At 67.2% G+C, this 23005-nt stretch carries 21 protein-coding genes; 14 read left to right on the top strand and 7 right to left on the bottom strand.

Annotation, left to right across the window (positions count from 1 at the left end; genetic code table 11):
* The first annotated feature begins 21 nt into the window (after window positions 1-21).
* Window positions 22-1431: an adenosylhomocysteinase gene (gene ahcY, locus IOC61_RS13665; RefSeq protein ID WP_195689294.1), complete on the top strand. Its 1410-nt coding sequence runs from the start codon at window positions 22-24 to the stop codon at window positions 1429-1431.
* 27 nt (window positions 1432-1458) lie between these two features.
* Here ahcY and IOC61_RS13670 read toward each other — a convergent pair whose 3' ends face one another.
* Window positions 1459-2262: an AraC family transcriptional regulator gene (locus tag IOC61_RS13670; RefSeq protein WP_195689295.1), complete on the bottom strand. Its 804-nt coding sequence runs from the start codon at window positions 2260-2262 to the stop codon at window positions 1459-1461.
* A 92-nt stretch (window positions 2263-2354) separates the two neighbouring features.
* Between IOC61_RS13670 and IOC61_RS13675 the strand changes: the two genes are divergently transcribed.
* Window positions 2355-3371 carry a bile acid:sodium symporter family protein gene (locus IOC61_RS13675; protein ID WP_195689296.1) on the top strand — a complete coding sequence of 339 codons (1017 nt, stop codon included), beginning with the start codon at window positions 2355-2357 and terminating at the stop codon, window positions 3369-3371.
* On the opposite strand, the gene IOC61_RS13680 is transcribed toward IOC61_RS13675, so the two are convergent.
* Window positions 3335-3565, bottom strand: coding sequence for a hypothetical protein (locus IOC61_RS13680; RefSeq protein WP_195689297.1), 231 nt, complete (start codon window positions 3563-3565; stop codon window positions 3335-3337). The two genes, IOC61_RS13675 and IOC61_RS13680, sit on opposite strands and share 37 nt — an antisense overlap.
* A gap of 294 nt (window positions 3566-3859) precedes the next feature.
* Between IOC61_RS13680 and IOC61_RS13685 the strand changes: the two genes are divergently transcribed.
* From IOC61_RS13685 to IOC61_RS13720, 8 genes are read left to right on the top strand one after another with little or no spacing between them, the layout of a single operon-like run.
* Window positions 3860-4207, top strand: a complete 348-nt coding sequence (locus tag IOC61_RS13685) for an NADH-quinone oxidoreductase subunit A (protein ID WP_195689298.1) — start codon at window positions 3860-3862, stop codon at window positions 4205-4207.
* On the top strand, window positions 4198-5523 hold the full coding sequence (locus IOC61_RS17910; protein WP_311429959.1) for a hypothetical protein: 1326 nt from the start codon (window positions 4198-4200) through the stop codon (window positions 5521-5523). The genes IOC61_RS13685 and IOC61_RS17910 overlap by 10 nt, the downstream gene beginning before the upstream one ends.
* The gene (locus tag IOC61_RS13695) at window positions 5520-6446 is read left to right on the top strand and encodes an NADH-quinone oxidoreductase subunit H (protein ID WP_195689300.1); all 927 of its coding nucleotides are present in this window, start codon (window positions 5520-5522) and stop codon (window positions 6444-6446) included. Before IOC61_RS17910 ends, IOC61_RS13695 begins: the two co-directional genes overlap by 4 nt.
* The gene (locus IOC61_RS13700) at window positions 6446-7066 is read left to right on the top strand and encodes an NADH-quinone oxidoreductase subunit J (protein WP_195689333.1); all 621 of its coding nucleotides are present in this window, start codon (window positions 6446-6448) and stop codon (window positions 7064-7066) included. The genes IOC61_RS13695 and IOC61_RS13700 overlap by 1 nt, the downstream gene beginning before the upstream one ends.
* Window positions 7067-7093: 27 nt before the next feature.
* Window positions 7094-7399, top strand: a complete 306-nt coding sequence (gene nuoK / locus IOC61_RS13705; RefSeq protein WP_195689301.1) for an NADH-quinone oxidoreductase subunit NuoK — start codon at window positions 7094-7096, stop codon at window positions 7397-7399.
* Window positions 7399-9348, top strand: coding sequence for an NADH-quinone oxidoreductase subunit L (locus tag IOC61_RS13710; protein WP_195689302.1), 1950 nt, complete (start codon window positions 7399-7401; stop codon window positions 9346-9348). The genes nuoK and IOC61_RS13710 overlap by 1 nt, the downstream gene beginning before the upstream one ends.
* Entirely contained in the window at window positions 9345-10832 is a 1488-nt protein-coding gene (locus IOC61_RS13715; protein ID WP_195689303.1) for a complex I subunit 4 family protein, read from the top strand. Before IOC61_RS13710 ends, IOC61_RS13715 begins: the two co-directional genes overlap by 4 nt.
* Window positions 10832-12244 (top strand): NADH-quinone oxidoreductase subunit N, encoded by a 1413-nt coding sequence (locus IOC61_RS13720; RefSeq protein WP_195689304.1) that lies wholly within the window; start codon window positions 10832-10834, stop codon window positions 12242-12244. Before IOC61_RS13715 ends, IOC61_RS13720 begins: the two co-directional genes overlap by 1 nt.
* Window positions 12245-12262: 18 nt before the next feature.
* Here IOC61_RS13720 and IOC61_RS13725 read toward each other — a convergent pair whose 3' ends face one another.
* A complete protein-coding gene (locus IOC61_RS13725) occupies window positions 12263-13198 on the bottom strand; it encodes an AEC family transporter (RefSeq protein WP_195689305.1) in 936 nt (311 codons plus the stop codon).
* Window positions 13199-13361: 163 nt separating this feature from the next.
* On the opposite strand from IOC61_RS13725, the gene metF reads away from it, so the two are divergent.
* The gene (metF, locus tag IOC61_RS13730; RefSeq protein ID WP_195689306.1) at window positions 13362-14204 is read left to right on the top strand and encodes a methylenetetrahydrofolate reductase [NAD(P)H]; all 843 of its coding nucleotides are present in this window, start codon (window positions 13362-13364) and stop codon (window positions 14202-14204) included.
* A gap of 94 nt (window positions 14205-14298) precedes the next feature.
* On the opposite strand, the gene IOC61_RS13735 is transcribed toward metF, so the two are convergent.
* From IOC61_RS13735 to prlC, 4 genes are all read right to left on the bottom strand, one after another.
* A complete protein-coding gene (locus IOC61_RS13735; protein WP_195689307.1) occupies window positions 14299-16497 on the bottom strand; it encodes a TRAP transporter permease in 2199 nt (732 codons plus the stop codon).
* Window positions 16498-16583: 86 nt separating this feature from the next.
* On the bottom strand, window positions 16584-17567 hold the full coding sequence (locus IOC61_RS13740) for a TAXI family TRAP transporter solute-binding subunit (protein ID WP_195689308.1): 984 nt from the start codon (window positions 17565-17567) through the stop codon (window positions 16584-16586).
* Between the two features lie 252 nt (window positions 17568-17819).
* A complete protein-coding gene (locus IOC61_RS13745) occupies window positions 17820-18062 on the bottom strand; it encodes a YheV family putative zinc ribbon protein (protein WP_195689309.1) in 243 nt (80 codons plus the stop codon).
* Between the two features lie 51 nt (window positions 18063-18113).
* Window positions 18114-20162 carry an oligopeptidase A gene (gene prlC, locus IOC61_RS13750; protein WP_195689310.1) on the bottom strand — a complete coding sequence of 683 codons (2049 nt, stop codon included), beginning with the start codon at window positions 20160-20162 and terminating at the stop codon, window positions 18114-18116.
* 159 nt (window positions 20163-20321) lie between these two features.
* Here prlC and IOC61_RS13755 point away from each other — a divergent pair, with 159 nt between their 5' ends.
* The 3 genes from IOC61_RS13755 (at window position 20322) to IOC61_RS13765 (ending at window position 22996) form a co-directional block, all read left to right on the top strand.
* Entirely contained in the window at window positions 20322-21662 is a 1341-nt protein-coding gene (locus tag IOC61_RS13755; RefSeq protein ID WP_195689311.1) for a sodium-dependent transporter, read from the top strand.
* A gap of 31 nt (window positions 21663-21693) precedes the next feature.
* Complete coding sequence (locus tag IOC61_RS13760; protein ID WP_195689312.1) at window positions 21694-22245, top strand: gamma carbonic anhydrase family protein; 552 nt, start codon at window positions 21694-21696, stop codon at window positions 22243-22245.
* Window positions 22246-22324: 79 nt separating this feature from the next.
* A complete protein-coding gene (locus IOC61_RS13765; protein WP_195689313.1) occupies window positions 22325-22996 on the top strand; it encodes a metal-dependent hydrolase in 672 nt (223 codons plus the stop codon).
* Window positions 22997-23005 lie beyond the last annotated feature (9 nt).

Below are 23005 nucleotides of genomic sequence, written 5' to 3' on the forward strand. Positions count from 1 at the left end.
AGCACGTGACGAGGTGCGCCCATGAACCAGCCCGCCGTGACCACTCCCGCCCAGCAGGACTTCAAGGTTGCCGATCTCGCCCTGGCCGACTGGGGCCGTCGCGAGATTCGCATCGCCGAGACCGAAATGCCGGCGCTGATGACGATCCGTGAGCAGTATCGCGATGCTCGGCCACTGGCCGGTGCCCGCATCGCCGGCTGCATTCACATGACCATCCAGACCGCGGTGCTGATCGAGACCTTGATCGATCTCGGGGCCAGCGTGCGCTGGTCTTCCTGCAACATCTTCTCCACCCAGGACCACGCCGCGGCGGCCATCGCCGCCGCCGGCATCCCGGTATTTGCCTGGAAGGGGGAGACGGAAGAGGCGTTCTGGTGGTGCATCGAGCAGACCGTCACCGGCCCCGACGGCTGGACCCCCAATCTGGTACTCGACGACGGCGGTGACCTGACCCTGCTGCTGCACGAGAAGCGCCCGGAGCTTCTCGATGCCGTTCATGGCATCAGCGAGGAGACCACCACGGGTGTGCATCGGCTGCAGGAGATGCTGCGCGACGGCACCCTGCGTGTGCCGGCCATCAACGTCAATGACGCCGTGACCAAGTCGAAGAACGACAACAAGTATGGCTGCCGCCACTCGCTCAGCGATGCCATCAAGCGCGCCACCGACCACCTGCTGGCCGGCAAGCAGGCGCTGGTGGTGGGCTATGGCGATGTGGGCAAGGGGTCGGCGGCGTCGCTCCGTCAGGAGGGAATGATCGTCAGGATTGCGGAGATCGACCCGCTGTGCGCGATGCAGGCCTGCATGGACGGCTTCGAGGTGGTCTCTCCCTACATCGGTGGCATCAACCGGGGCGTGGAGAGCATCGACCGTGAGCTGCTGCGTCGCATCGATCTGGTGGTGACCTGCACCGGCAATATCGCCGCCTGTGATGCCGCTATGCTGCAGGCCCTCAAGCCCGGGGCAGTGGTGTGCAATATCGGCCACTTCGACAGCGAGATCGACACCGGCTACATGCGCCGCCACTGGCACTGGGAGGAGGTGAAGCCCCAGGTGCACAAGGTCTACCGCGACAGCAGGCCGGGCGACTTCGATCCCGCCAGCCGCGACTATCTGATCCTGCTCTCCGAGGGGCGCCTGGTCAACCTGGGCAACGCCACCGGTCACCCCTCCCGGGTCATGGATGGCTCCTTCGCCAACCAGGTGCTGGCGCAGCTGCATCTCTACCGGGGGCGGTTCGCCGAGCTGCCGGCCGAGGAGAAGGGCGAGGCGCTCGGGGTGAGCGTGCTGCCACGCCATCTCGACGAGGAGGTGGCCCGCTATATGGTGGAGGGCTTCGGTGGGGTGATCACCCGCATGAGCGAGGCCCAGGTCGAGTACACCGGCGTGCCGGCGGATGGCCCCTTCAAGCCGGACCACTATCGTTATTGAATGGTCGGCGTTATTGAAGGGCCCGCGCTAAAGAGGGGCCCGGTGAACCAGCTCCCCGGGGGTTCTGCCGAACTCCTCGCGAAAGGCGGCGATAAACGCCGATAGGCTCTCGTAGCCGCAGGCCAGGGCGACGTCGGTGACCCGCTCACCGGCTTCCAGCCGGGGCAGGGCGGCGAAGAGCCGGCAGCGCTGGCGCCAGCGACGAAAGCGGAGTCCGGTCTGGGCACGAAAGGCGCGGCTCAGGGTACGCTCGGCCACCCCCAGCCGACGGGCGTGCTCGCTGAGCCGGTGGGGCGCGTCGGGGCGTGCCTGGATGCGCTGACATAACCGGGCCAGTCGAGGGTCGCGGGGCCAGGGCAGCATCAGCGGCACTCGGGGGGCGGCCCGTAGACGATCCAGCAGCACCTGGGCCAGCCGGTTGTCAGCGCCCTCCAGATCATAGAGCACCGGCAGCTCGCCGAAGGCGCGAATCAGCTCGCGCAGCAGCGGCTGTACCTCCAGCACATGGCAGTCGGGCCACTCCAGGTCGCAGGCCACCGGATCGAGATAGAGGCTGCGGATCTCGCTGTCGCGGGAGCAGCGTACGCCGTGGAGGCGGCCGGGGGGAATCCATACCGCGCGGTCGGGCGGGGCGATGAAGCGCGCCTCGGGGGTGGCCACTTCGACCACCCCCCGGGCGGCGTAGGAGAGCTGGGCCCAGGGGTGGCGATGGCGGCGTGGGATGGCGCGGTTGGGTAGCGTCTCGCGATGGCCGTAGAGCGGACGGGGCAGGCGCTTCAGCTCACCGAGGCGCGTCGGTTCTGGGGGTGGGGTGTCCGTTTGTCGATACATGGTGTCTTGTTGGCGTGAAAACGACGTGACCGTTCAGGATAGTCTGTGGCGATCCCTTCGGTCATGGCCTTTCTGTCACTCGAGGTGCCCCCATGTTGTCGCGACTGCGTACCCTGTTCGATACCTTCACCCTGCTGCTGATGGCGGTGGTGGCCGTGGCCACCTTGCTGCCGGCCCAGGGAGCTTGGGAGGTGTTCTTCGTCTGGTTGACCCGGCTGGCCATCGCACTGCTGTTCTTCATGCACGGCGCCAAGCTGTCGCGTCAGGCGATCATCGCCGGCGCTACCCACTGGCGACTGCATCTGCTGGTGTTCGCCTGTACCTTCGTGATGTTCCCGCTGATCGGCTGGGCGCTCAAGCCGCTGCTGTTGCCGCTGCTGGGTCTGCCGCTGTATATCGGCATGCTCTATCTATGTGCGCTGCCGGGCACGGTGCAGTCGGCGATCGCCTTTACCTCCATCGCACGAGGCAATGTGTCGGCGGCGGTGTGCAGTGCCTCGGCCTCGAGCCTGATCGGCATCGGCCTGACTCCGCTGCTGCTGACCCTGCTGCTGGACGCCGAGGGAGTGGGCGAAGCCGCGGTGAGCCTCGATGCGGTGGGCAGGATCTGCCTGCAGCTGCTGCTGCCCTTCGTGCTGGGCCACCTGTCGCGCCCCTGGACCGGCGACTGGATCGCCCGCAACCGCGGCTGGCTGGTAGGGGTCGACCAGAGCTCCATCCTGCTGGTGGTCTATACCGCCTTCAGCGCCTCGGTGGTGGGCGGGCTATGGCAGACCGTCTCGGCCCGGGAGCTGGCGGCACTGACCCTTACGTGCTGCGCGTTGCTGGCGCTGGTGTTGTGGCTGACTGCCTGGCTGGCGCGGCGCCTGGGCTTCAGCCGCGAGGACGAGATCACCATCGTGTTCTGCGGCTCCAAGAAGAGCATGGCCACCGGCGTGCCCATGGCCCAGCTGCTGTTTACCGGCGGCGCCATCGGCCCCGCGCTGTTGCCGTTGATGCTGTTCCACCAGATTCAGCTGATGGTCTGCGCGGTATTGGCCCAGCGCTACGCCCGTCGCGAGGAGAGCGCCGCTCAGCCGGCAACCAGTGGCAGCATCAGCCCGAGGTAGTGCGGTATCAGCTGCGGCGCGGCGCCGAGCGCCAGCAGCGGCCAGAGCGCGCAACGGATCGCCACGCGGATCGCCACGCAGGCTTCGGTAAAGCGGCCATCCAGCTCGCGAATGCTGACCCTGCCCAGCGTCATGCCGATGATCATCATGCCTGGCAGGGTGTCGTTGGCCGGAAATGCCGCCAGTCCCTCCATGGCGGTCGCCAATCTCTCGCACACGTGGGGCACACGGGAGGTTAAGCCTGTGGAGCTTGTGTAAGACCGGCGGTGTCATCACCGAAGGTAACGGGCAGTGAAGCAGGAACCAGGAAGGTAACGACCTGGGAATCCCCTTCCTTTCCGCCATGGGCGGCACAATGTCCAGAAGACGTTGAGGTAGGGGAGGATGTCAACTAGTTTGTAGGTGTCTGCGATAAGAGACTTATCGCCCGAGAAGAAGACGGGAATGCACCGGTCACCAAGGCCGGGCGGGCAAGGCGAGGGATACGCATGGAGCTGCTCACACTCTTTTTCATCGTGCTGATCGCTGCCGGCCTGGGGCTATTGGTCCAGTGGCTGCCGCGGCGTCATCAACCGATGCCGCCCTACTCCCAGCGCGCGCCCTTTCTGGGCGGGGGGCTGCCCGAGACCCACGCCTGGAGCCGCTACCACGTTCGCTACTACCCCATGACGCTGCTGCTTATCGCCTTCGAGATGGAGATGATGTTCATGTATCCGTGGGCGGTGGTGTTCGTCGAGCAGGGCATGAAGGCGGTGATGGAGATGGGCATGTTCCTGGCCATCCTCTCCGTGGGCATCGTCTACGGCTGGCGCGAGGGGGTGTTCAAGTGGCAGTGAGCCGGCTCTCTCGCCTGGCGGCGCGGGCCAGGGTGCCGGTGTTCCCCGCCCTGGGCATGCATGGCGAGCCGGCGCTGCATCGTCTGGCCCTGACGGCGGGGATCGAACTGGTCGACTCGCCGCGCCATGCCAGCCTCCTGCTGGTGGCGGGCGGCGTGCCGCCGGATCGGCACGCTGCCCTGCGTCGAGTGCACGACCAGCTGCCGGCCCCTTTCGCCACGCTATGGTATCGCAGCGAGCCCCTGATCGAGCTCGCCGGCGCCACCCGGGTCGACGAGCTCGACGCCCTGCCCGAGGCACTGACGACCCTGCATCGTGAGCTGATGCAGGGCCAGCGCGGCAGCTCCCCGCGCCTGTTGCCGGACGAGCCGCCCAACCCCTGGGAAGGGCTGGGCGACGACGGTCACGGCGGCGAGGGCATGATGGGCGGCGTGCCCTACGGCCGGCCCATGGTCATGAACATGACCGATGATCTTCGCGATGGCCTGACGCTGGACTCGCTCACCGTCACCCTGGGGCCCTTCCTGCCCATGCTGCCGCCGGGGCTGAGTGCCGAAGTCACCCTGCAGGGCGATCTCGTTTACGCCTGGACGACCCAGGACGCACCGTACCCCACTGCGCTGGGGAGCGTCTTCTTTCGCGCCTTGCAGGAGCCCGTGCCCATCGCCGAACTCGAGCGGGCCCGGGCGCGCCACCACCTGAAGCGCCTGCATGTCGCCTTGCGCCTGGCCGGGCTCGAGCGCCTGGCGCTGCAGGCCTTGCGCCTGGCGTTCGAGCCACGCGTAGAGCAGGAACGCGTGACGAAGCTGCGACGCCGACTGGGGCGCAGCGGCTTCTTTCGCCTGACGACGACGGGGCAGGGCCGGCTCGAACAGGGTCAGGCCCGTCGGGTGGGTGGCGTGGCGGCGCGGGCCGCGGGGCTCGAGGAGGACCTGCGCGGCCGGGACGCCGCCTATCGCCGGCTGGGCTTCACGCCGATCCTGCAGGATGGCGGCGACACCGGCGCCCGTTGGCGCCAGACCCTGGCGGAAATCGACCAGTCCCTGCAGCTGGCGCACCAGGCCGAGCGGGAGGGGGCACATACCGAGGTGATCGGTAGCGTCGAGACACCATGCGGCCCCTGGGGCGAACACCGGTCCGAGGATGCCAGCAGATTGCTCGATGAACTGCTCCCCGGCCTGGAGTGGGACGAGGCGCTGAGCACCCTGGCAAGCCTGGATCTGGCGGCGGTTTCCGAATGGCCGCAAGAGACGTTGCAAGGCTCCACCGAAGCGTCTGGCAACGGGGCCGAGTCCTGCGAGGAGCGTCGAGCATGATCGTCAACGAGCTTATTCTGCCGGTGATTCTGGTGACGGTCGTTCTCGTGGTCGGGGCCTATCTGGTGGCGGTGATCGACGAGGCGATCGCTGGCGCCTTGGGCCTGCCGCGGGCGGCAAACGCCTGGATGGCTCCCTTGGCGCGGGGCGCCTGGCTGCTCACCCAGCAGGCCAACGCCACCGAGGCGCCGGATTGGCGGGCCTGGCGCCTGGCGCCGGCGCTCTATCTGGCGCTGGCGGCGATCGGCCTGGCGGTAGTGCCCTTCTCGCCGACGCTGATACCCACGGATCTCGTCACCGGCGTGGTGCTATGGGGCAGCATCGAGGCCCTGGCCACGGTGGTGATCTTCCTGCATGGCTGGTCCGCCAACACGCTGCTTTCGCTGATCGGCGCCTACCGCTACGTGGCCCTGGGGCTCTCCTACATCCTGATCAGCATGTTCGTGCTGATCGGCGTGGCATTGCCGGCGGAGTCGCTGCAATTTTCTCAGGTGGTGGCCTCCCAGGCGGAGCTGTGGAATGTGATTCGCCAGCCCCTGGGTTTGCCGCTGTTCCTGATCGTCGGCCTGGGTGTGACCTTCTGGGGGCCGCTCAATCTGGCCGACTCCCGGGACCTGGCCGGCGGCACGGCGTCGGCGATCTCCGGCCCGCCGCGGCTGGTGTGGAACCTGGCCCGCTCGGCGATGCTGGTGGCCTTCAGCGGTGCGGCGGCCAGCGCCTTTCTCGGCGGCTGGCTGGGGCCCTGGCTGCCGGGCCCGGTGTGGATGCTGCTCAAGATGCTGGCGGTGCTCGCCGTGCTGCTGTTGATCGGGCGGCTGGTGCCTCGTGTACAGCCCGAGCGCTGCGTGACCCTGATGTGGGTGGTGTTACTGCCGCTCTCCTTCGTTGATCTGATCTGGGCAGGCGTGGAGGCCTTGTGGTGATGGACTATCCGCTGATCGTCGATCTGTTTTTCGTGTTGCTGTCCGTTCTGGCGGTGGTCTCCGGCTGGCGGGTGTTCTGCACCGATTCGATGGTACGCGCCTCCTTCTTTCTGCTGGTGTCGTTCATCGCCGTGGGCCTGATCATGATCCTGCTGGCGGCGCAGTACCTGGGCGTGGCGATGTTCTTCATGATGGCCGTGGAGATGATGGTCATGGCGCTCTTCATGGTCATGTTCATGATGAACCCGGCGGGACTCAATCCGATGATGATGGTGCATCAGCACCGGTTTGCCATCGTCGCCGGCGCGGTGAGCTTCGTGGTGCTCGCCGCCGTGGCGCTGCTGGCGGAGTTTCCCGATAGCCCCTTGCCGGCGGATCTCGACCCGGTGACCTCGCTGGGCAACGAGCTGCTCGGCGATTCAATGCTGATCTTCGAGTCCGCCGGCATCGTGCTGCTGACCACCATGATCGGCGTGGTGGTGCTGTCGAGCCATCGCGGACGCTTTGGGGCCGCCGAGGAGGGCTCGATGCCGCCGGGACTCGCGCCCGGGGGCGAGCCGGCGGGGATGCCGAAGGAAAGTGACGAGGGCGGTGGTCATCACCATCACCACTGCCATTGATGGGGAGCCGAGCACAAGGAGGCCGAAATGACGCTGACGACTCTACTGTTGCTGGCCGCCGCGCTGATCGGTATCGGCGTTTACGGCGCGCTGTCCCAGCAGTCCTTCGTGATGCTGATGATGGGCCTCGAGCTGATTCTCAACGGCGTCATGCTCGCCGCCGTGGCCTTCTGGGCCTTGAGCGGTGCCGGGGTGCCGGAGGGGCAGCTCTTGACCATCGTGGTCATGGCGGTGATGGCCATCGAGATGGCCATGGGCTTCGCCCTGGTAGTGGCGGTGTTTCGCACTAATCAGGCAGACGTGACCGAGGGCATCACGGAGTTGAAGCACTGATGCTGTGGACGCTCGTGCTGTGGCCGCTGCTGGGCGCGCTCCTGCTCTACCCGGGAGGGCAGCGCCTGGGGCACTTGGGGCTTTCGCTTGCCACGGCGCTTAGCGTACTGGCCACCCTGGTGCTGGCCGGGCTGGCGGTAACGAGCGGCTGGCAGGGCAGCGTTGCCTGGAGCGAGACACTGGCGCTGACTCTCGAGCTCTCCACCGCCGGTTGTCTCTTCGCCATCATGGTGCCGCTGGTGGCGCTGCCGATCGTCGTCTATGCCGGCTTTCATGAGGTGACGCTGGGGGTTGACCAGCGCCGTGTCGAACGCCAGGGACGGCGACTGATGGCGCTGTTGGTGGCCTTCGTCGGCGCCATGCAGCTGCTGGTGCTGGCGGGTGATCTACTGACGCTGCTGATCGCCTGGGAGCTGGTGGGCCTGTGCTCCTGGGCGCTGATCTCTCATCACTGGGGCAGGGCGGAGGTAGCCGGGGAGGCGGCCCAGGCCTTCCTGGTCACCCGTTTCGGCGATCTGGGGCTATATATCGCCGCGGCGGCGCTGTTCGCCGGCAGCGGCGGCTTCGACTACGCCGACCTGGCGGCCCTGGACGGCGGTCTATTGAGTGTCGCGGTGGCCGGCATCCTGCTGGCGGCGGCGGCCAAGTCGGCCCAGGTGCCGTTCTCCTCCTGGCTGTTCGCCGCCATGGCCGGCCCGGTGCCGGTGTCGGCGCTGCTGCACTCGGCGACCCTGGTGGCGGCGGGCATCTACCTGCTGGCGCGCCTGCAGCCGGCGCTGTCCGCCGTTGACTGGTTCGCACCGCTGGTCATCGGCCTAGGCCTGACCACCGCCCTGGTCGGTGGCGTGGCGGGCGTCTTCCAGAATCACGCCAAGAAGCTGCTGGCGGCCTCGACGTCGGCCCAGTACGGCCTGATGTGGGTCGCGGTGGGGGCGGGCTTCCCCATGGTGGCCCTGCTGCACTTCGTCGCCCATGCCTTCCTCAAGGCGGGCCTGTTCCTGTCGGCGGGTATCGCCGAGCGCCAGGTCGGCAGCTATCGGCTGCAGGAGATGCGCCAGGGACGCCGTTTGCCGGGCATCGCCCTGGCGACCGGAGCGATGAGTCTGGCCCTGGCGGGGATGGTTCCCCTGGGGGCGGCCTGGAGCAAGGAGCGGATCGCCGCGGCGGCGGGGCAGGAGGCGATCTGGCTGGCGCTGCTCGTGGCCCTGGCCGGAGGCGTGAGCGCGCTCTATGCCACGCGCTTTCAGCTGCTGGCCTATGGGTGGCCGCCGCGTCATGCGCGCTCGGGGCTACCCCAGGGCCCTCGACCGTCCCTGGCCGAAGGCGGGGCTCTGGTGACGCTGTCCGGGGTGACGCTGCTGCTCTCGCTCGTCTGGTGGCCCGAGGCCCAGGCCTGGCTCGCCGAGGCCCTGCCCGGGCGCCTGCCGGAGGGCAAGCCCTGGGAACTGATCGTCTCGCTTACGCTGGTGGTGCTGGGCATCGCCGCGGGGTTCGTCATGGCGCGTCGCCAGCCTCGCTCGAGCGCCTGGCAGGAGCGCGCCGCCGACTGGTTCGGCCTGCCGGCGCTGATCCAGGCAGTCGTGCGGGGGTCCTTGATTCTCGGCCGCTGCCTGGCGCGCTTCGACGACCGCATCGTGGACGCCGGGCTGCGTGGCACGACGCGTCTTGCCCAGTGGCTGGCGCGGCGCCTCCTTTCGCGTTTCGACGATCGGGTCGTGGATGCCGGGCTGCATGGCACGGCGCGCCTTGCCCAGTGGCTGGCGCGGCGCCATGCCCGAGAGGGCGAGACCCTCTCCGAGGGTGTGCCCGGACTCATGACCCGCCTGAGCGAATGGGGCGGCTACTGGGCGCGCCAGGCCCAGAGCGGTCAGACCCACCACTATTACGCCGGCATCGCTATCGGCCTCACCCTCTTCCTGATCATTCTGGTGTTAGGAGCCCTGCCATGACGCTGACCCTCGCCTGGATCCTGCCCCTGGTGGGTGCCATCGCGCTCGCCGCCTTCCCGCGCTGGAGCGAGGCGCGAGCGCGTCAGTGGGCGGCGATGATGGCCGCGCTGTCGCTGCTGGCGCTGGTAATCGCCTGGATCGGCTTCGATCCGGCGGGGCCGCTGTTCCAGCATGTCGTCGAGCTGCGCTGGGTGCCGAGCCTCGGCGTGGCCTACCGGGTCGGCGTCGACGGCATCGCCCTGGCGGTGGCGACCATGAGCGCACTGCTGTTCGTCGCCGCCATCGTCTACCCCGTGGATACCCTGGGCCAGCCCCGCCAGTACTATGCCTGGCTGCTGTTCCTGGAGGCGGTCTCCCTGGGCGTCTTCCTGACCCTGGACCTGCTGCTCTTCTACGTGTTCTTCGATCTGTCCCTGGTGGGCATGTTCTTCCTTATCGGCCGCTGGGGCCACGGCACGCCCCAGGTCTCGGCGCTCAAGTTCTTCCTCTACACCTTCGCCGGCTCGCTGCTGCTGCTGCTGGCGATCATCGGCCTCTATCTGTCGGTGGAGCCGCACAGCTTCGATATGCGGGTACTGATCGAGCAGCAGCCTCTGGCGGGCACCGGGCTCTACGCGGGGCTGGTGTTCCTGGCGCTGATGCTGGGGCTCGCCATCAAGACGCCGCTGGTGCCGCTGCACACCTGGCTGCCCCAGGCCCATGTCGATGCGCCGGGGCCGGCCTCGGCGATCCTCGCCGGGGTGCTGCTCAAGATGGGGACCTACGGCATGGTGCGCCTTCCCTTCGCCATGATGCAGGAGACCTTCGCCGACCATTCGCTGACGGTAGGTATCGTCGCCCTGGTGGCGATCCTCTACGGCGCCCTGGTGGCGCTGGGCCAGAGCAATCTCAAGCGGCGCATCGCCTACACCTCGATCAACCACATGGGCTACACGGTGCTGGGGATCGCCGTGGCGGCGGCAATGTTTTCCGATAACCTGGCCGCGCGCCAGCTGGCCCTGACCGGGGCGACGGTGGAGATGGTCGCCCATGGCCTCATCACCGGGGCGCTGTTCCTGATCTGCGGCTCCTTCTGGCAGCGCAACGGCGACTATGCCCTCGATCACTACGGTGGCCTGGCCCATCGGGCGCCGCTGCTTACCGGCTTCACGGTGCTGGCGGCCTTCGCCAGCCTGGGCATGCCGGGACTGGCCGGCTTCGTCGCCGAGTTCCAGGTGTTCGCCGGCACCTTCGCCGTCTATCCCTGGCTGACGGTGCTCGGCGTGCTGGGCATCCTGATCACCGCGGCGCTGTTCCTGGACCTGCTGCGCCGGCTGTTCTTCGGCCGCCTGCCCTCCCACCTGGGCGGCTTCAAGGATCTGGCGCGCGCCGAGTGGGGGGTGCTCGCCGTGCTCTCCGCGGGCATCCTGGTGATCGGTATCTCTCCGCGTTTCCTGCTGACGCTGATCGAGGCCTCGAACGCGCTGCTGCTGGGAGGTCGCTGATGCCCATCGGTGACCTGGCACCGGAAATCGCCCTGCTCCTCGGCGCGGTGATCATCGTGCTGTACGCCGCCTTCGCGCCCCACGAACGCCAGGGCTGGGCCGCCGGACTGGCCCTGGTCGCCCTGGCGCTGGCCGGCATCCTGAGCGTGCTGCAATGGCCGCCGCCGCCGGCGCTGACCTTCTCCGGCGTCTGGGCGCTGGACACGGCGGCGGTGGCCGCCAAGCTGCTGGTGCTGCTGGCCGGCGCCATCGCCGTGGCGCTGTCGCCGGACTGGATGCGCAGCGACCGGCGCCACGGGGAGTACTATGCGCTGTGCCTGTTCACCCTGCTCGGCGTGATCATGATGGCCTCGGCCCACGACAGCATGGAGCTGGTGGTGGGCATCCTACTCTCGTCCACCGCCAGCTACCCGCTGGTGGCCTACCATCGCGGCTTCAAGCCGGCCCTAGAAGCGGCCATGAAGTACTTCCTGATCGGCGCGTTGACCAACTCGCTGCTGGTGGTCGGCGTGGTGCTGCTGTTCGGGCTGGTGGGCGACACCGACTATGCGCGCACGGCTCAGGTGCTGGCGGCGTCTCCCGATGCGGCGCCGCTGGCACTGAGCGTGGCGGTGGCCTGCATCGTGCTGGGGCTGACCTTCAAGCTGGCGGCCTTTCCCGGCCATGCCTGGATGCCGGATGTCGCCCAGGGCGCCCCGGCGCCCATCGCCGCGCTGCTCACCGTGGCGCCCAAGGTCGGCGCCGCCGTGGCTCTGGCGCGCTTCGTCAGTCTGCTGCCGGCGAGTCAATGGTGGCCGGCCATCGTCGCCCTGATCGCCGTGGTGACCATGACCCTGGGCAATCTGGCGGCGCTCAGGCAGACCGATGTGCGCCGACTGCTGGGCTGGTCCTCGGTCTCCCAGTCCGGCTATGCGCTGATGGCAGTGGTGGTGATCGGCGTCGAGCCCCAGGCGCTGGCGGCGTTGCTGGCTTTCCTGGCGGCCTATCTTGTCGCCAACCTCGCCGCCTTCGCCGTGGTGACCCATCTGCGCGGACGCACGGCCCTCGAGGACTACCAAGGCCTGGGCCGCGCCCAGCCGATCGCCACGGCGATACTGATCCTGGCGTTGCTGTCGCTGACGGGCATCCCGCCGCTGGTGGGCTTCTTCGGCAAGTTCCTGCTGTTCAAGGTGACCATCGCCGGCGGCTATACCTGGCTTGCCGTGGTGGCCGTGGTCAATACCGTGCTGTCGCTGTTCTACTACCTGAGGGTGATCGCGGTCACCATGTTCAAGCCCCTGGAAGGCGAGGTGCACGTGCTGGGTAGCGGGTCCTGGCTGGCGCTACTGGCCAGCGGCGTACTGCTCATCGCGGCGAGCCTGGGTGCGGAGGCCGGGCTGGGGCTGGCGTCCGCACTGCGTTTTGTCTCCTAGACTCGACGCACCGCCCCGTCAGAGCCCGGTCAGGCGCATCATCAGTGTCAGGTAGAGCGGTATCAGCAGCGGCGCGGCCAGGGTGGTGATCAGCACCGCCTGGGCGCCCTTGCCCGGGGCGATGCCCAGCTCCATGGCCACCACCACCACGTTGGCGGCCATGGGTACCACCCCCAGCAGCAGCATGGCCATGGCCAGTTCCCGCGAGAGCGGCGTGATGGCCTGGAGCAGCAGCACCGCGCCCAGCGCCAGCAGCGGCCAGAGCACGCAACGGATCGCCACGCAGGCCCCGATAAAGCGACCATCCAGCTCGCGAATGCTGACCCTGCCCAGCGTCATGCCGATGATCATCATGCCCAGCAGGGTGTAGGTGGCGGGAAATACCGCCAGCCCCTCCATGGCGGTCGCCGGTATCGTCAGGCCCAGGCCGCTGACCACCAGTGCCGCCAGGAAGGCGTAGATCAGCGGCAGCCGCACGATCTTGGCCAGGCTCTCGGCGACCGAGAACTGCCCCCGGGCGCTGAGGTAGAAGCCCACCGTGAACTCGTAGAGGGTGATGCCCAGCACGCAGAACAGGTAGAGGGTGATCCCCTCCGGTGGCAGCAGCACCAGGGCCACCGGCAGGCCGAAGTAGCCGGTGTTGCCGGTGCCGGCGGAGAAGGCCAGCAGGGCGCTCTCCTGGGGGGCAAAGCCGTGCCGGATCAGGCGGTGCACCAGCAGGGCGAGCAGGCTGGCGGTGACGAAGGCGGCCAGGGTCAACAGCAGGAAGCTGGGCGTGGGGCCGCCCTGAACCAGGCCGCGAAAGAAGGTCAGGGGTGCCACCAGGTAGATCAGCAGGGTCGCGATGGGGCGTGGGTCCACCGCCAGCCGGCGAGCGGCCAGCCAGCCCAGGGCGACATAGCTCAACAGTATCCACAATGGGCCCATCAGGGCGCTGGGGTCGATGGCGTGCATGCAAAATCCTTGTCTGATGACTCCGGGGCATCATGATGCCCGTGGCGCTGGCCGGGGGCCAACTTGAATGAAATCGATATGAGGCCACGAATCTTTCATTGGTGGGTCGGGTAACGACTCGTCACAATGGACACATCATGCAGACGCTTCATGAGGAGATCCGATGAGCACGCAGCAGCACCCACTGGGTATCAGCTTCGAATTCTTCCCGCCCAACACCGCGGCCGGTCGCGAGAAGCTGGTCGGTGTGCGCGACGCTCTGGCCGAGCGTGGGCCGCGCTTCTTCTCGGTGACCTATGGCGCCGGGGGGTCCACCCAGGACCGTACCCTGAATACCGTGCGCCAGGTACGTGAGGCGGGCATCACCACCGCGCCCCACCTCTCCTGCATCGGTAGCGAGAAGGGGCAGCTGCGCGAGCTGCTGGCCCGCTACCGGGAGGAGGGCATCGAAAGCCTGGTGGCCCTGCGGGGTGACCTGCCCTCGGGCATGGGCGGCGTCGGTGAATTCCGCTATGCCAATGAGCTCGTCGAGTTTATCCGCGAGGAGAGCGGTGATCACTTCGAGATCGCCGTGGCCGCCTATCCCGAGTCGCACCCCCAGGCCCCCAGCCTGGCGCTGGATGTCGAGAACTTCGCGCGCAAGGTGAAGGCCGGTGCCAACCTCGCCATTACCCAGTACTTCTTCAATGCCGATGCCTACTTCCACTTCGTGGAGCGGGCCCAGGCCCTGGGGGTCGATACGCCTATCATCCCGGGGATCATGCCGATCACCAACTACACCAAGCTGGCGCGCTTCTCCGATGCCTGCGGCGCCGAGATTCCGCGCTGGATGCGCAAGCAGCTGGAGGCCTACGGCGATGACAGCGAGTCGATTGCCGCCTTCGGTGAAGAGGTGATCTCACGCCTCTGTCAGCGGCTGCTCGATGGGGGCGCGCCAGGCCTTCACTTCTACACCCTCAACCAGGCCGCCCCGAGCCTGAAGATTGTGGACAATATCGTCGGCTGAGGCCGGCAGTGCCTGCCCTGGATTCTCGGCCAGGGAACGCAGAAGGGCCCCGCCATCCGGCGGGGCCCTTCGCGTGGTGGGTGACGGTGAGGCGTCAGCCGGCGGAGGAGGCCGGTGATCCACCTCCTCCGCCCTTGCCGTGCAGGCGGCGCTGCATCAGGACCAGGCCGGCGCCGATGGCCAGGCCGGCGATATCGGTGACTATGCCGCCGTAGATCATGAACAGCGCACCGATCAACATCACCACCCGCTGCCAGCTCTTCACCGGGCCGAAGAACCAGGCCTGGACCACCGCGGCCAGCAGGATGATGCCCAGGGTGGCGGTAACGCCGACTCGCAGGATCTGCACCCAGGAGCCCTCCATCAGCATGGCGGGGCTGTAGAAGAACATGAAGGGCACGATAAAGGCGGCCAGGCCGATCTTGAACGAGGCCACCGAGGTGCCCATGGCGTTGTCGCCGGAGATGCCCGCCGCGGCATAGGAGGCGAGTGCCACCGGAGGCGTGATCGCCGATACCACCGCGAAGTAGAACACGAAGAAGTGCGCGACCAGCGGCTCGATACCGATGCTGATCAGGCCCGGAGCGACCACCGAGGCAGCCACCGCATAGGCGGCGGTGGTGGGCATGCCCATGCCGAGCAGGATCGAGATGCACATGGCGAAGAACAGCGCCAGCAGCTGGCTGACCCCGGCCAGGCCCAGCAGCAGCGAGGAGAAGCGCGCACCGACCCCGGTCAAGGCGATCACCCCGACGATCAGGCCGGCGCAGGCGCACACGGCGATGATCTGGATCGACATGGCGCCGGCCAGTTGCAGCGCCTTGAGGATGGCGCGGATGCCCATCCTGTGAGGCGTGAGCCAGCTCACCACGGCCGCCGAGGCGGTGGCCAGGGTGCCGGCACGGATCACCGAGTAGCCCATGAACAGGGCGGCGATCAGGATGATGATCGGTGCGAACAGGTAGATCTGCCTGACCAGCCGTCGGAACTGGGGAATCTCCTCCTTGCGCATGCCGCGCATCCCCTTGCGGGCGGCCTCGAAGTCGACCATGCAGTAGATCGACAGGAAGTAGAGGATGGCGGGAATCAGGGCCGCCACGGCGATCTCGGTGTAGGGGATGCCGGTGACCTCGGCCATGATGAAGGCCCCGGCCCCCATGATCGGCGGCATGATCTGACCGCCGGTCGAGGCGGCGGCCTCGATGGCGCCGGCGCTGCGGGACGGGTAGCCCACCTTCTTCATCAGCGGGATCGTCAGCGAGCCGGTGGAGACCACGTTGCCGGCCGAGGTGCCGTTGATCATGCCCATCAGACCAGAGGCGAAGATCGACACCTTGGCCGGGCCGCCACGGGCACGGCCGGCGGCGGCGAAGGCGAAGTTGACGAAGTAGTCCCCCACCTTCGAGGCCTGCAGGAAGGCGGCGAAGATGATGAACAGGATGATATAGGTGGAGGAGACGGCGGTGGTCGGCCCCAGGATACCGGCGTCGGTGTAGACCTGGCTGAAGAAGCGGCCCACGGAGAGCCCGGGGTAGCCCAGAAAGCCCGGCAGATAGGGGCCGGCGAACACATAGAGCAGGAAGAGCACCGAGATGACCACCAGGGCCAGGCCGGCGACCCGCCGGGTCAGCTCGAGGATCAGCAGCGAGCCGGCGATGGCGGCATAGGAGATGCCCATGGGGGCAAACGGGGTGCCGGTGGAGGCGCGCAGCGGGCTGTTGAACATCACCAGCAGGTAGCCGGCCACCGCCAGGGCGCAGACCATCAGTACCAGGTCGGCGGATGACAGGGATTCGCGTACCTGGCGATAGGCCCAGGAGAGCAGGATGCCGGCGACGGTGGCCAGGATCAGCGGATAGCCGAAGTGCCAGGCCTCGATCGCCGGGGCGATGCGCATGGCCCCATCGTTCATTGCCTGATACATCATGGCCACGCGCACCAGGGCATACAGGGCCGGCGCCAGCAGGGCATAGCTCAGCCAGCGCATCCAGGCGGGGGAGCGCTCGCGGTCATGCTCGGCGAAGCGGGTGCCGGCATAGAGGCCATAGCCGAGTATCAGCGCCCCGGCGATGTGCAGGATGCGAAATGACCAGGTCTCCAGTGGATAGACGTTGAGCGAGATGAGGTGAAACAGCGAATAGGCGATGGCCAGCGCACCGAAGAGCAGCCACTGCCAGCCGGTATACAGGCGCCGGTTGGATTCGACGGCGGCCTCGTCGACGCCTTCGGCAGTGACGACCTCGACGACATCGTCGGTGCCGGTGTCGTCGCGGGATTCGGGATGTTGGGACATGAAAACACCCTTGGGTGTGAAACGGACGGCAGGCATGCCGCCCCGGGTCGCTCGGCGACCCGGGGCGGCGTCAGGGTCTTGCGTGGTTACAGCTTCAGGTTATCGGGAATCTCGTAGCCGTTCTCCTCGTACCAGCGCACCGCGCCCGGATGGAAGGGCAGCACGGTGTTGTACTGGAAGTTCTCCGGAATGCTGGTGGCCGCACTGCGATGGATATCCATCATCTTGTCGTTGTTCTCCAGGCTCAGCTTGGTGATCTCGTAGACGAAGTCTTCGGGCAGGTCGCAGCCGGCGATGGTGAAGTTCCACATGGAGACGGCACGGGCATCCTCTTCCAGGGTCTGGTAGGTGCTGGCCGGAATCATGAAGGGCGATACCGGGAACGCCTCGAGTACCTTGGCCTGCTCCTCCTCGGTGAACTCGACGATATTGATATCGGTCTGCACCTCGAGCTGGCTGACCGCAGGGATCGGGATGCCGGCAGCGAAGGCGATGACATCGATCAGGCCATCCTGCAGCTGGCCGCCCAGGTCGTTCCAGCCGCCGTTGCGACGATCGAACTCGACACCCAGCTCCTCGAGAATGGCCGGGAAGTAGGTGTCGGAGGTAGAGGCCGCCGGGCCGAAGCCGATGCTGGCGCCGTCGGGGATGTCGGCGATCGACTCGATATCGCTGTCGGCCAGGGTGGTGATGGAGAACGGTGTCTCGTACATCGGGAAGAGAGCACAGACATTGTCCAGCGGTACCCCCGGGGCGAGAGGGCTTTCGCCGGCCAGGGCCTCGGCGGCGGGCCCCATGGTGGTCAGTCCCAGGGCGATATCACCGGTGTGGACCAGGGCGAGGTTCTGGTTGGGACCGCCGGTGACCTCACCCCCGCCGGAGAGACCCAGCTCCTCGGCGATCAGGTTGGCCCAGCCGGAGCCGTAGACGAAGTAGGTGCCGCCCTGGCTGGCGGTGCCGACGGTGAAGTTCTCGGGCCAGTCACTGCGGTCCTGGGCGGCGGCGGAGGCGGCTACCAGAAGAGTGCCGGCGACGGTGCCGGCGAGCAGACGGGGGGAGAGAAGACGCATGGCGTAGCTCCTTCATGGGGTGGGTGATGACTCGGACGCGGATGCCCGAGAGATACCGTGTCATTCTGGCAGTTCGGGGCAGGAGTGTAGCGGTCATCAACGCCGCTCCATTCAACGTATACCATTCGACCCATGCCGGGGCATGGGTCGAATCGCGTGAAGAGAGAAGCATTGATTTGAATCAATCGCAATCGGCTGATGGATCCCCGGTCGTGCTGTCCGGGCCGACCAGCGGAGCGGGGAGCCGCATCGTTAGCCCTTGGGGTCGATGATCTTGACCGTCTGGAAGTCCTCGGTGGGCTCTTCTCGGTGCGTGCGATCGATACGGGTGGCCAGCTCAGGGGCGGCCTGCTCCTCGATGGGCAGCTGCTCGAAGAAGTCGCAGCTGACACACTCGCGGTAGCGGATGCCGTTCTGTTCCCAGCTGCGAATTCGGTCCATCTCGGCACAGCGTGGGCAGATGGCGCCGGCGATAAAGCGTTTCTGGATGGCCATGAAGACTCCTGTAGGCCTCGGCCCGTGGGCCGAGGCGGGGGTGACGTTGGGTCAACCGGCAGTGATGCCGCTATGACGCAGTAGCGGTTCGACACTGGGCGCGCGGCCGCGGAAGGCCTGGAAAAGCTCGGCGGCGTCGCGGGCGCCGCCCTGTTCGAGGATCTCGCTGCGGAAACGGCCCCCGGTCTCGGGGTCGAAGATGCCCGCCTCCTCGAAGGCGCTCCAGGCGTCGGCGGAGAGGACCTCGGCCCACTTGTAGCTGTAGTAGCCCGCCGCGTAGCCCCCGGCAAAGATATGACCGAAGCCGTTCTGGAAGCGGTTGAAGGAGGCCCTGGGCACCACCGAGACGGCATCACGTACCGCATCGAGCAGCGCCTGGAGCTCGCTGGCGGAGGGCGCCTCGAGCTCGTGGTGCAGGCGCAGGTCGAACAGCGAGAACTCCAGCTGGCGCACCATGCCCATGGCCGACTGGAAGTTTCTGGCCGCCTGCAGCTTCTCGAGCAGCTCGCCGGGCAACGGCTCCCCGCTGTCGACGTGACCGGCGATCAGATCGAGCCCCTCACGCTCCCAGCAGTAGTTCTCCATGAACTGGCTGGGCAGCTCCACCGCATCCCAGGCCACGCCGTTGATGCCCGAGATATCGGCGATGGTCTGGCGGGTCAGCATATGGTGCAGACCGTGACCGAATTCGTGGAACAGGGTGACCACCTCGTCGTGGGTCAGCAGCGCCGGTCGACTGCCCACCGGACGGGTGAAGTTGCAGGTCAGATAGGCCACCGGCAGCTGCAGGGCATCCCCCTCGTGGCGGCGCACCCGGCACTCGTCCATCCAGGCACCGCCGCGCTTGCCCTCGCGGGCATAGAGGTCCAGATAGAAGCCGGCGATCGCCTCGCCGTTCTCGAGGATGCGAAAGAAGCGCACGTCAGGGTGGTAGCGCGGCGCCTGCTCGTCCTCGCGGAAGGTGATGCCGAACAGGCGCTCGACGACCTGGAACAGCCCATCGACCACACGGGGGGCGGGAAAGTAGGGCCGCAGCTGCTCCTCGTTGATGGCGTGGCGCGCCTCGCGGAGCTTCTCGCTGACGTAGCCGATATCCCAGGGCTCGAGATGGTTCATGCCCAGTTGCTGAGCGGCGAAGGCCTCGAGCTCTGCGAACTCCTGGCGGGCCTGGGGGACCGCACGGGTGGCCAGGTCCTCGAGGAAGCGCTGCACCTCGGCCGGAGACTCGGCCATCTTGGTCTCCAGCGAGTAGTCGGCGTAGGTGGCAAAGCCCAGCAGCCGGGCCAGCTCGTGGCGCAGAGCGAGTATCTCCTCCATCAGCGGGGCGTTGTCGTACTGGTCGGCGTGAGGGCCTTGGTCCGAGGCGCGGGTGACGAAGGCGGTGTAGACCTCGCGGCGCAGTTCGCGATCATCGGCGTAGGTGACCACCGGGAAGAAGCTGGGGAAGTCCAGGGTGATGCGGTAGCCGGTTTCCCCCTTGGCCTCGGCGTTGGCGCGCAGGGTGGCCAGGGCGCTCTCCGGCAGGCCGGCCAGGCGGGATTCGTCGGCGAGCTCCAGGTGCCAGGCCTGGGTGGCATCGAGCAGCTGGTTGGAGAAGGTGTTGGAGAGCTCGGAGAGTCGCGCCTTGATCTCGCCATAGCGGCGCTTCTTCTCGGCAGGCAGATCGACGCCGGCGAGACGGAAGTCGCGCAGGGTGTTGTCGACGGTACGCCGCTGGGCCGCGTCGAGAGCTTCCCAGGCCGCCCCCTCCTTGAGGGCCTGCCAGACACGGAACAGCCCCTCGTGCTGGCCGAGCCAGGTGCTGTAGTCGGAGAGCTTGCCCAGGCAGGCCTGATAGGCCTCGCGCAGCTCGGGGTTGTTCATGGTGCCATTGAGGTGGGAGACCGGTGACCAGGCACGCGACAGACGGTCATTCAGCGACTCCAGGGGAGCGGCGAGGCTCTGCCAGCTGGGTGGCTCCCGCTCGGCCCGCTCGACCAGTGCCTCGATGGCTTGACGGTTCTCGGCGAGCAGCTCATCGATGGCTGGCACCACGTGCTCGGGGCGAATGGCCTCGAAGGGAGGGAGCTCATGGGTCTCGAGCAGGGGGTTGCGGGACATGCATACCTCGGGAAGAAAGTGGGATCCTTCCCTAAGATGCGGGCGGAGGCGTCGGGTTTCAATGTGCGTCGCCAGGGTTTGCCGCCGTGAGTCGGGCTGCTAGGCTTGCTGGCTTTCAAGCGTGCGGGCGGCGCACGCCGTGTTTCGGGAGATGCAAAGATGAGCGAGACGCTGGAGCGCTGGAGCACGCGGCGCGCCTTTATCCTGGCGGTTACCGGGGCGGCGGTGGGGCTGGGCAATATCTGGCGCTTCCCCTATATCACCGGCGAGAACGGCGGGGCGGTGTTCTTGGTGCTCTATGTGGCCTTCGTGCTGCTGCTGGGGCTGCCGGTGATGATGGCCGAGATCATGGTGGGCCGAGCCGGGCGGCGCAGCCCGGTGGCGTCGCTGGGGCATCTGGCCGCGGCGGCCGGAGCCAGCCGCCATTGGCGGCTGCTGGGGCTGTTCGGCGCCTTGACGGTGTTCTGCATCCTCTCCTTCTATTCGGTGGTGTCCGGGTGGTCCATCGAGTTTCTGGTGGCTTCCATCAATGGCGAGTTTCGGGGCGCCGCGCCCGCCGAGGTCGGTGCCGGTTTCGAGGCCTTCCTGGCCGACCCCGGGCGCATGATCTTCAATCACACCCTGTTTTTGCTGATGACCATACTGGTGGTGGCTGCCGGCGTGGCCAAGGGACTCGAACGCCTCAACAACGTGCTGATGCCGCTACTCTATCTGCTGTTGTTGATGCTGGCGGGGTATGCCACCACCACCAGCGGCTTCGGTACCGCGCTGGCGTGGCTGTTTCGACCCGACTTCTCGGCGGTGACCCCGCTGGTGGTGATGCACGCCATGGGGCACGCCTTCTTCACCCTGGCCGTGGGTGCCTGTGCGTTGATGGCCTATGGGGCCTACATGCCGGACCACCAGAGCCTGCCGCGTGCCGTCGGGGCGGTGGCGGTCCTCGATGTTACCGTGGCCTTGCTGGCCGGTATCGCGATCTTCTCGGTGGTGTTCTCCCAGGGCATGGACCCCGGTGAGGGACCCGGCCTGATGTTCGTCACCCTGCCCATCGCCTTCGCCGAGCTGCCCTGGGGCGCGCTATGGTTGAGCTTCTTCTTTTTGCTGCTGCTGCTGGCCACCTGGACGTCGTCGATCAATCTGGCCGAGCCCATGGTCGTCACCCTGCAGGGACTGGGGCTGCAGCGTGGGGTCTCCGCGGCTCTGGTAGGCCTGGCCGTGTGGCTGCTGGGGCTGCTGACGGTGTTCTCTTTCTCGAGCCTGGCCGAGTGGCGACCGCTGTTCGGCATGAACGGCTTCGAACTGGTCAGCACCATCCCCCCGGAGATCTTCCTCCCGCTGGGCGGGATGCTGATTGCCATCTTTGCCGCCTGGGTGCTGCCGGAGTCCACGGCGCGTCGTGCCCTGGGGGTGAGCGATAGCGGCTTTGCGCTGTGGCGGATGGTGACCCGCTGGATTGCCATTCCGTTGACGCTGGTAGTATTGGTGGCCGGGCTGGTCTGAGCCCCGCCCGATCGAAGATGAGGAGATCATGATGAGCGACTCGAAGGCCATACGGCCCTGGAAAGGCAAGCGCCCGAGCCTTGGTGAGCGGGTCTATATCGACTCGGCAAGCCTGGTGCTCGGCGATGTGACGCTGGGTGACGACTGCTCGGTATGGCCCATGGCGGTGATCCGTGGCGACATGCATCGTATCCGTATCGGCGCCCGCACCAGCGTGCAGGATGGCTGCGTGCTGCATATCACCCACGCCAGCGACTTCAATCCCGGCGGCTTTCCGCTGACCATCGGCGATGATGTGACCATCGGGCACAAGGCGATACTCCATGGGGCCACCCTGGGCAGTCGTATCCTGGTGGGCATGGGGGCCATCGTCATGGATGGGGCCGAGGTGGAGGATGAGGTCATCATCGCCGCCGGTGCCGTGGTGACGCCTGGCAAGCGGCTCGAGAGCGGCCATGTCTATGCCGGCAATCCGGCCAAGGCGCTGCGTCCCCTGAAGGAGAAGGAGCGAGAGTTCTTTCCCTACACCGCCGGCAACTATGTAAGACTCAAGGACGAGTATCTGGCCTCGAGCGACGATTAATTTACTAACCCATTGTTTCTGCATGCCCGGGCGAGCGATAATCTGGTAATTTATCCAGCTCTTTGAGGGCCGCTCCGGCATGGCCAATTTCCGCACCCACCTTGGCGTGGCCGCCGCCGGCGGAGCCGTGGTTGCCCACGGTGGCTGGCAGGCGGGGCTGTGGGATGTCTGGCAGGCACTGCCCGTGCTGGCGCTGGTGACCCTCGGCGGCATCCTGCCCGATATCGACGCCGACAGCTCACGAGCGATCCGGCTGGTATTCAACCTGCTGGCCGTGCCGGCGGTGGTGGCCGGGGCCCTGGTGCTACAAGGGCGGCTCTCCACGGGGGGGCTGCTGCTGGCCTGTGGCGCCCTCTACCTGGGGGTACGTCACCTCGCCGGCGCCCTGTTCGCTCGCCTCACCGTACATCGCGGCATCTGGCACTCGCTGCTGGCGGCGGCCTTCTGTGGCCTGTCGACCACGGCGCTCAGCTACCGCCTGTTGGCACAACCCGGTGCCATGGCCTGGGGCCATGGCGTGGCGCTTGCGCTGGGTTTCGTGCTCCACCTGCTGCTCGATGAGCTCTACAGCGTCGATCTCACCGGGGGGCGTATCAAGCGCTCCTTCGGTACCGCGCTCAAGCCACTGGACTGGCGCTCACCCGGCAACTCCCTGGTGATGCTCGCCGCCGGGGCCAACCTGTTGCCCTGGTTGCCGCCCTGGCCGGTGTTGCGAGAGCTGCTCGTTCAGGGCGTCTCGTTCTGGCGCTGAGGGGCGGCG

The organism is Halomonas sp. KAO, assembly GCF_015595025.1.
In the GTDB taxonomy this organism is placed as follows: Bacteria; Pseudomonadota; Gammaproteobacteria; order Pseudomonadales; family Halomonadaceae; genus Halomonas.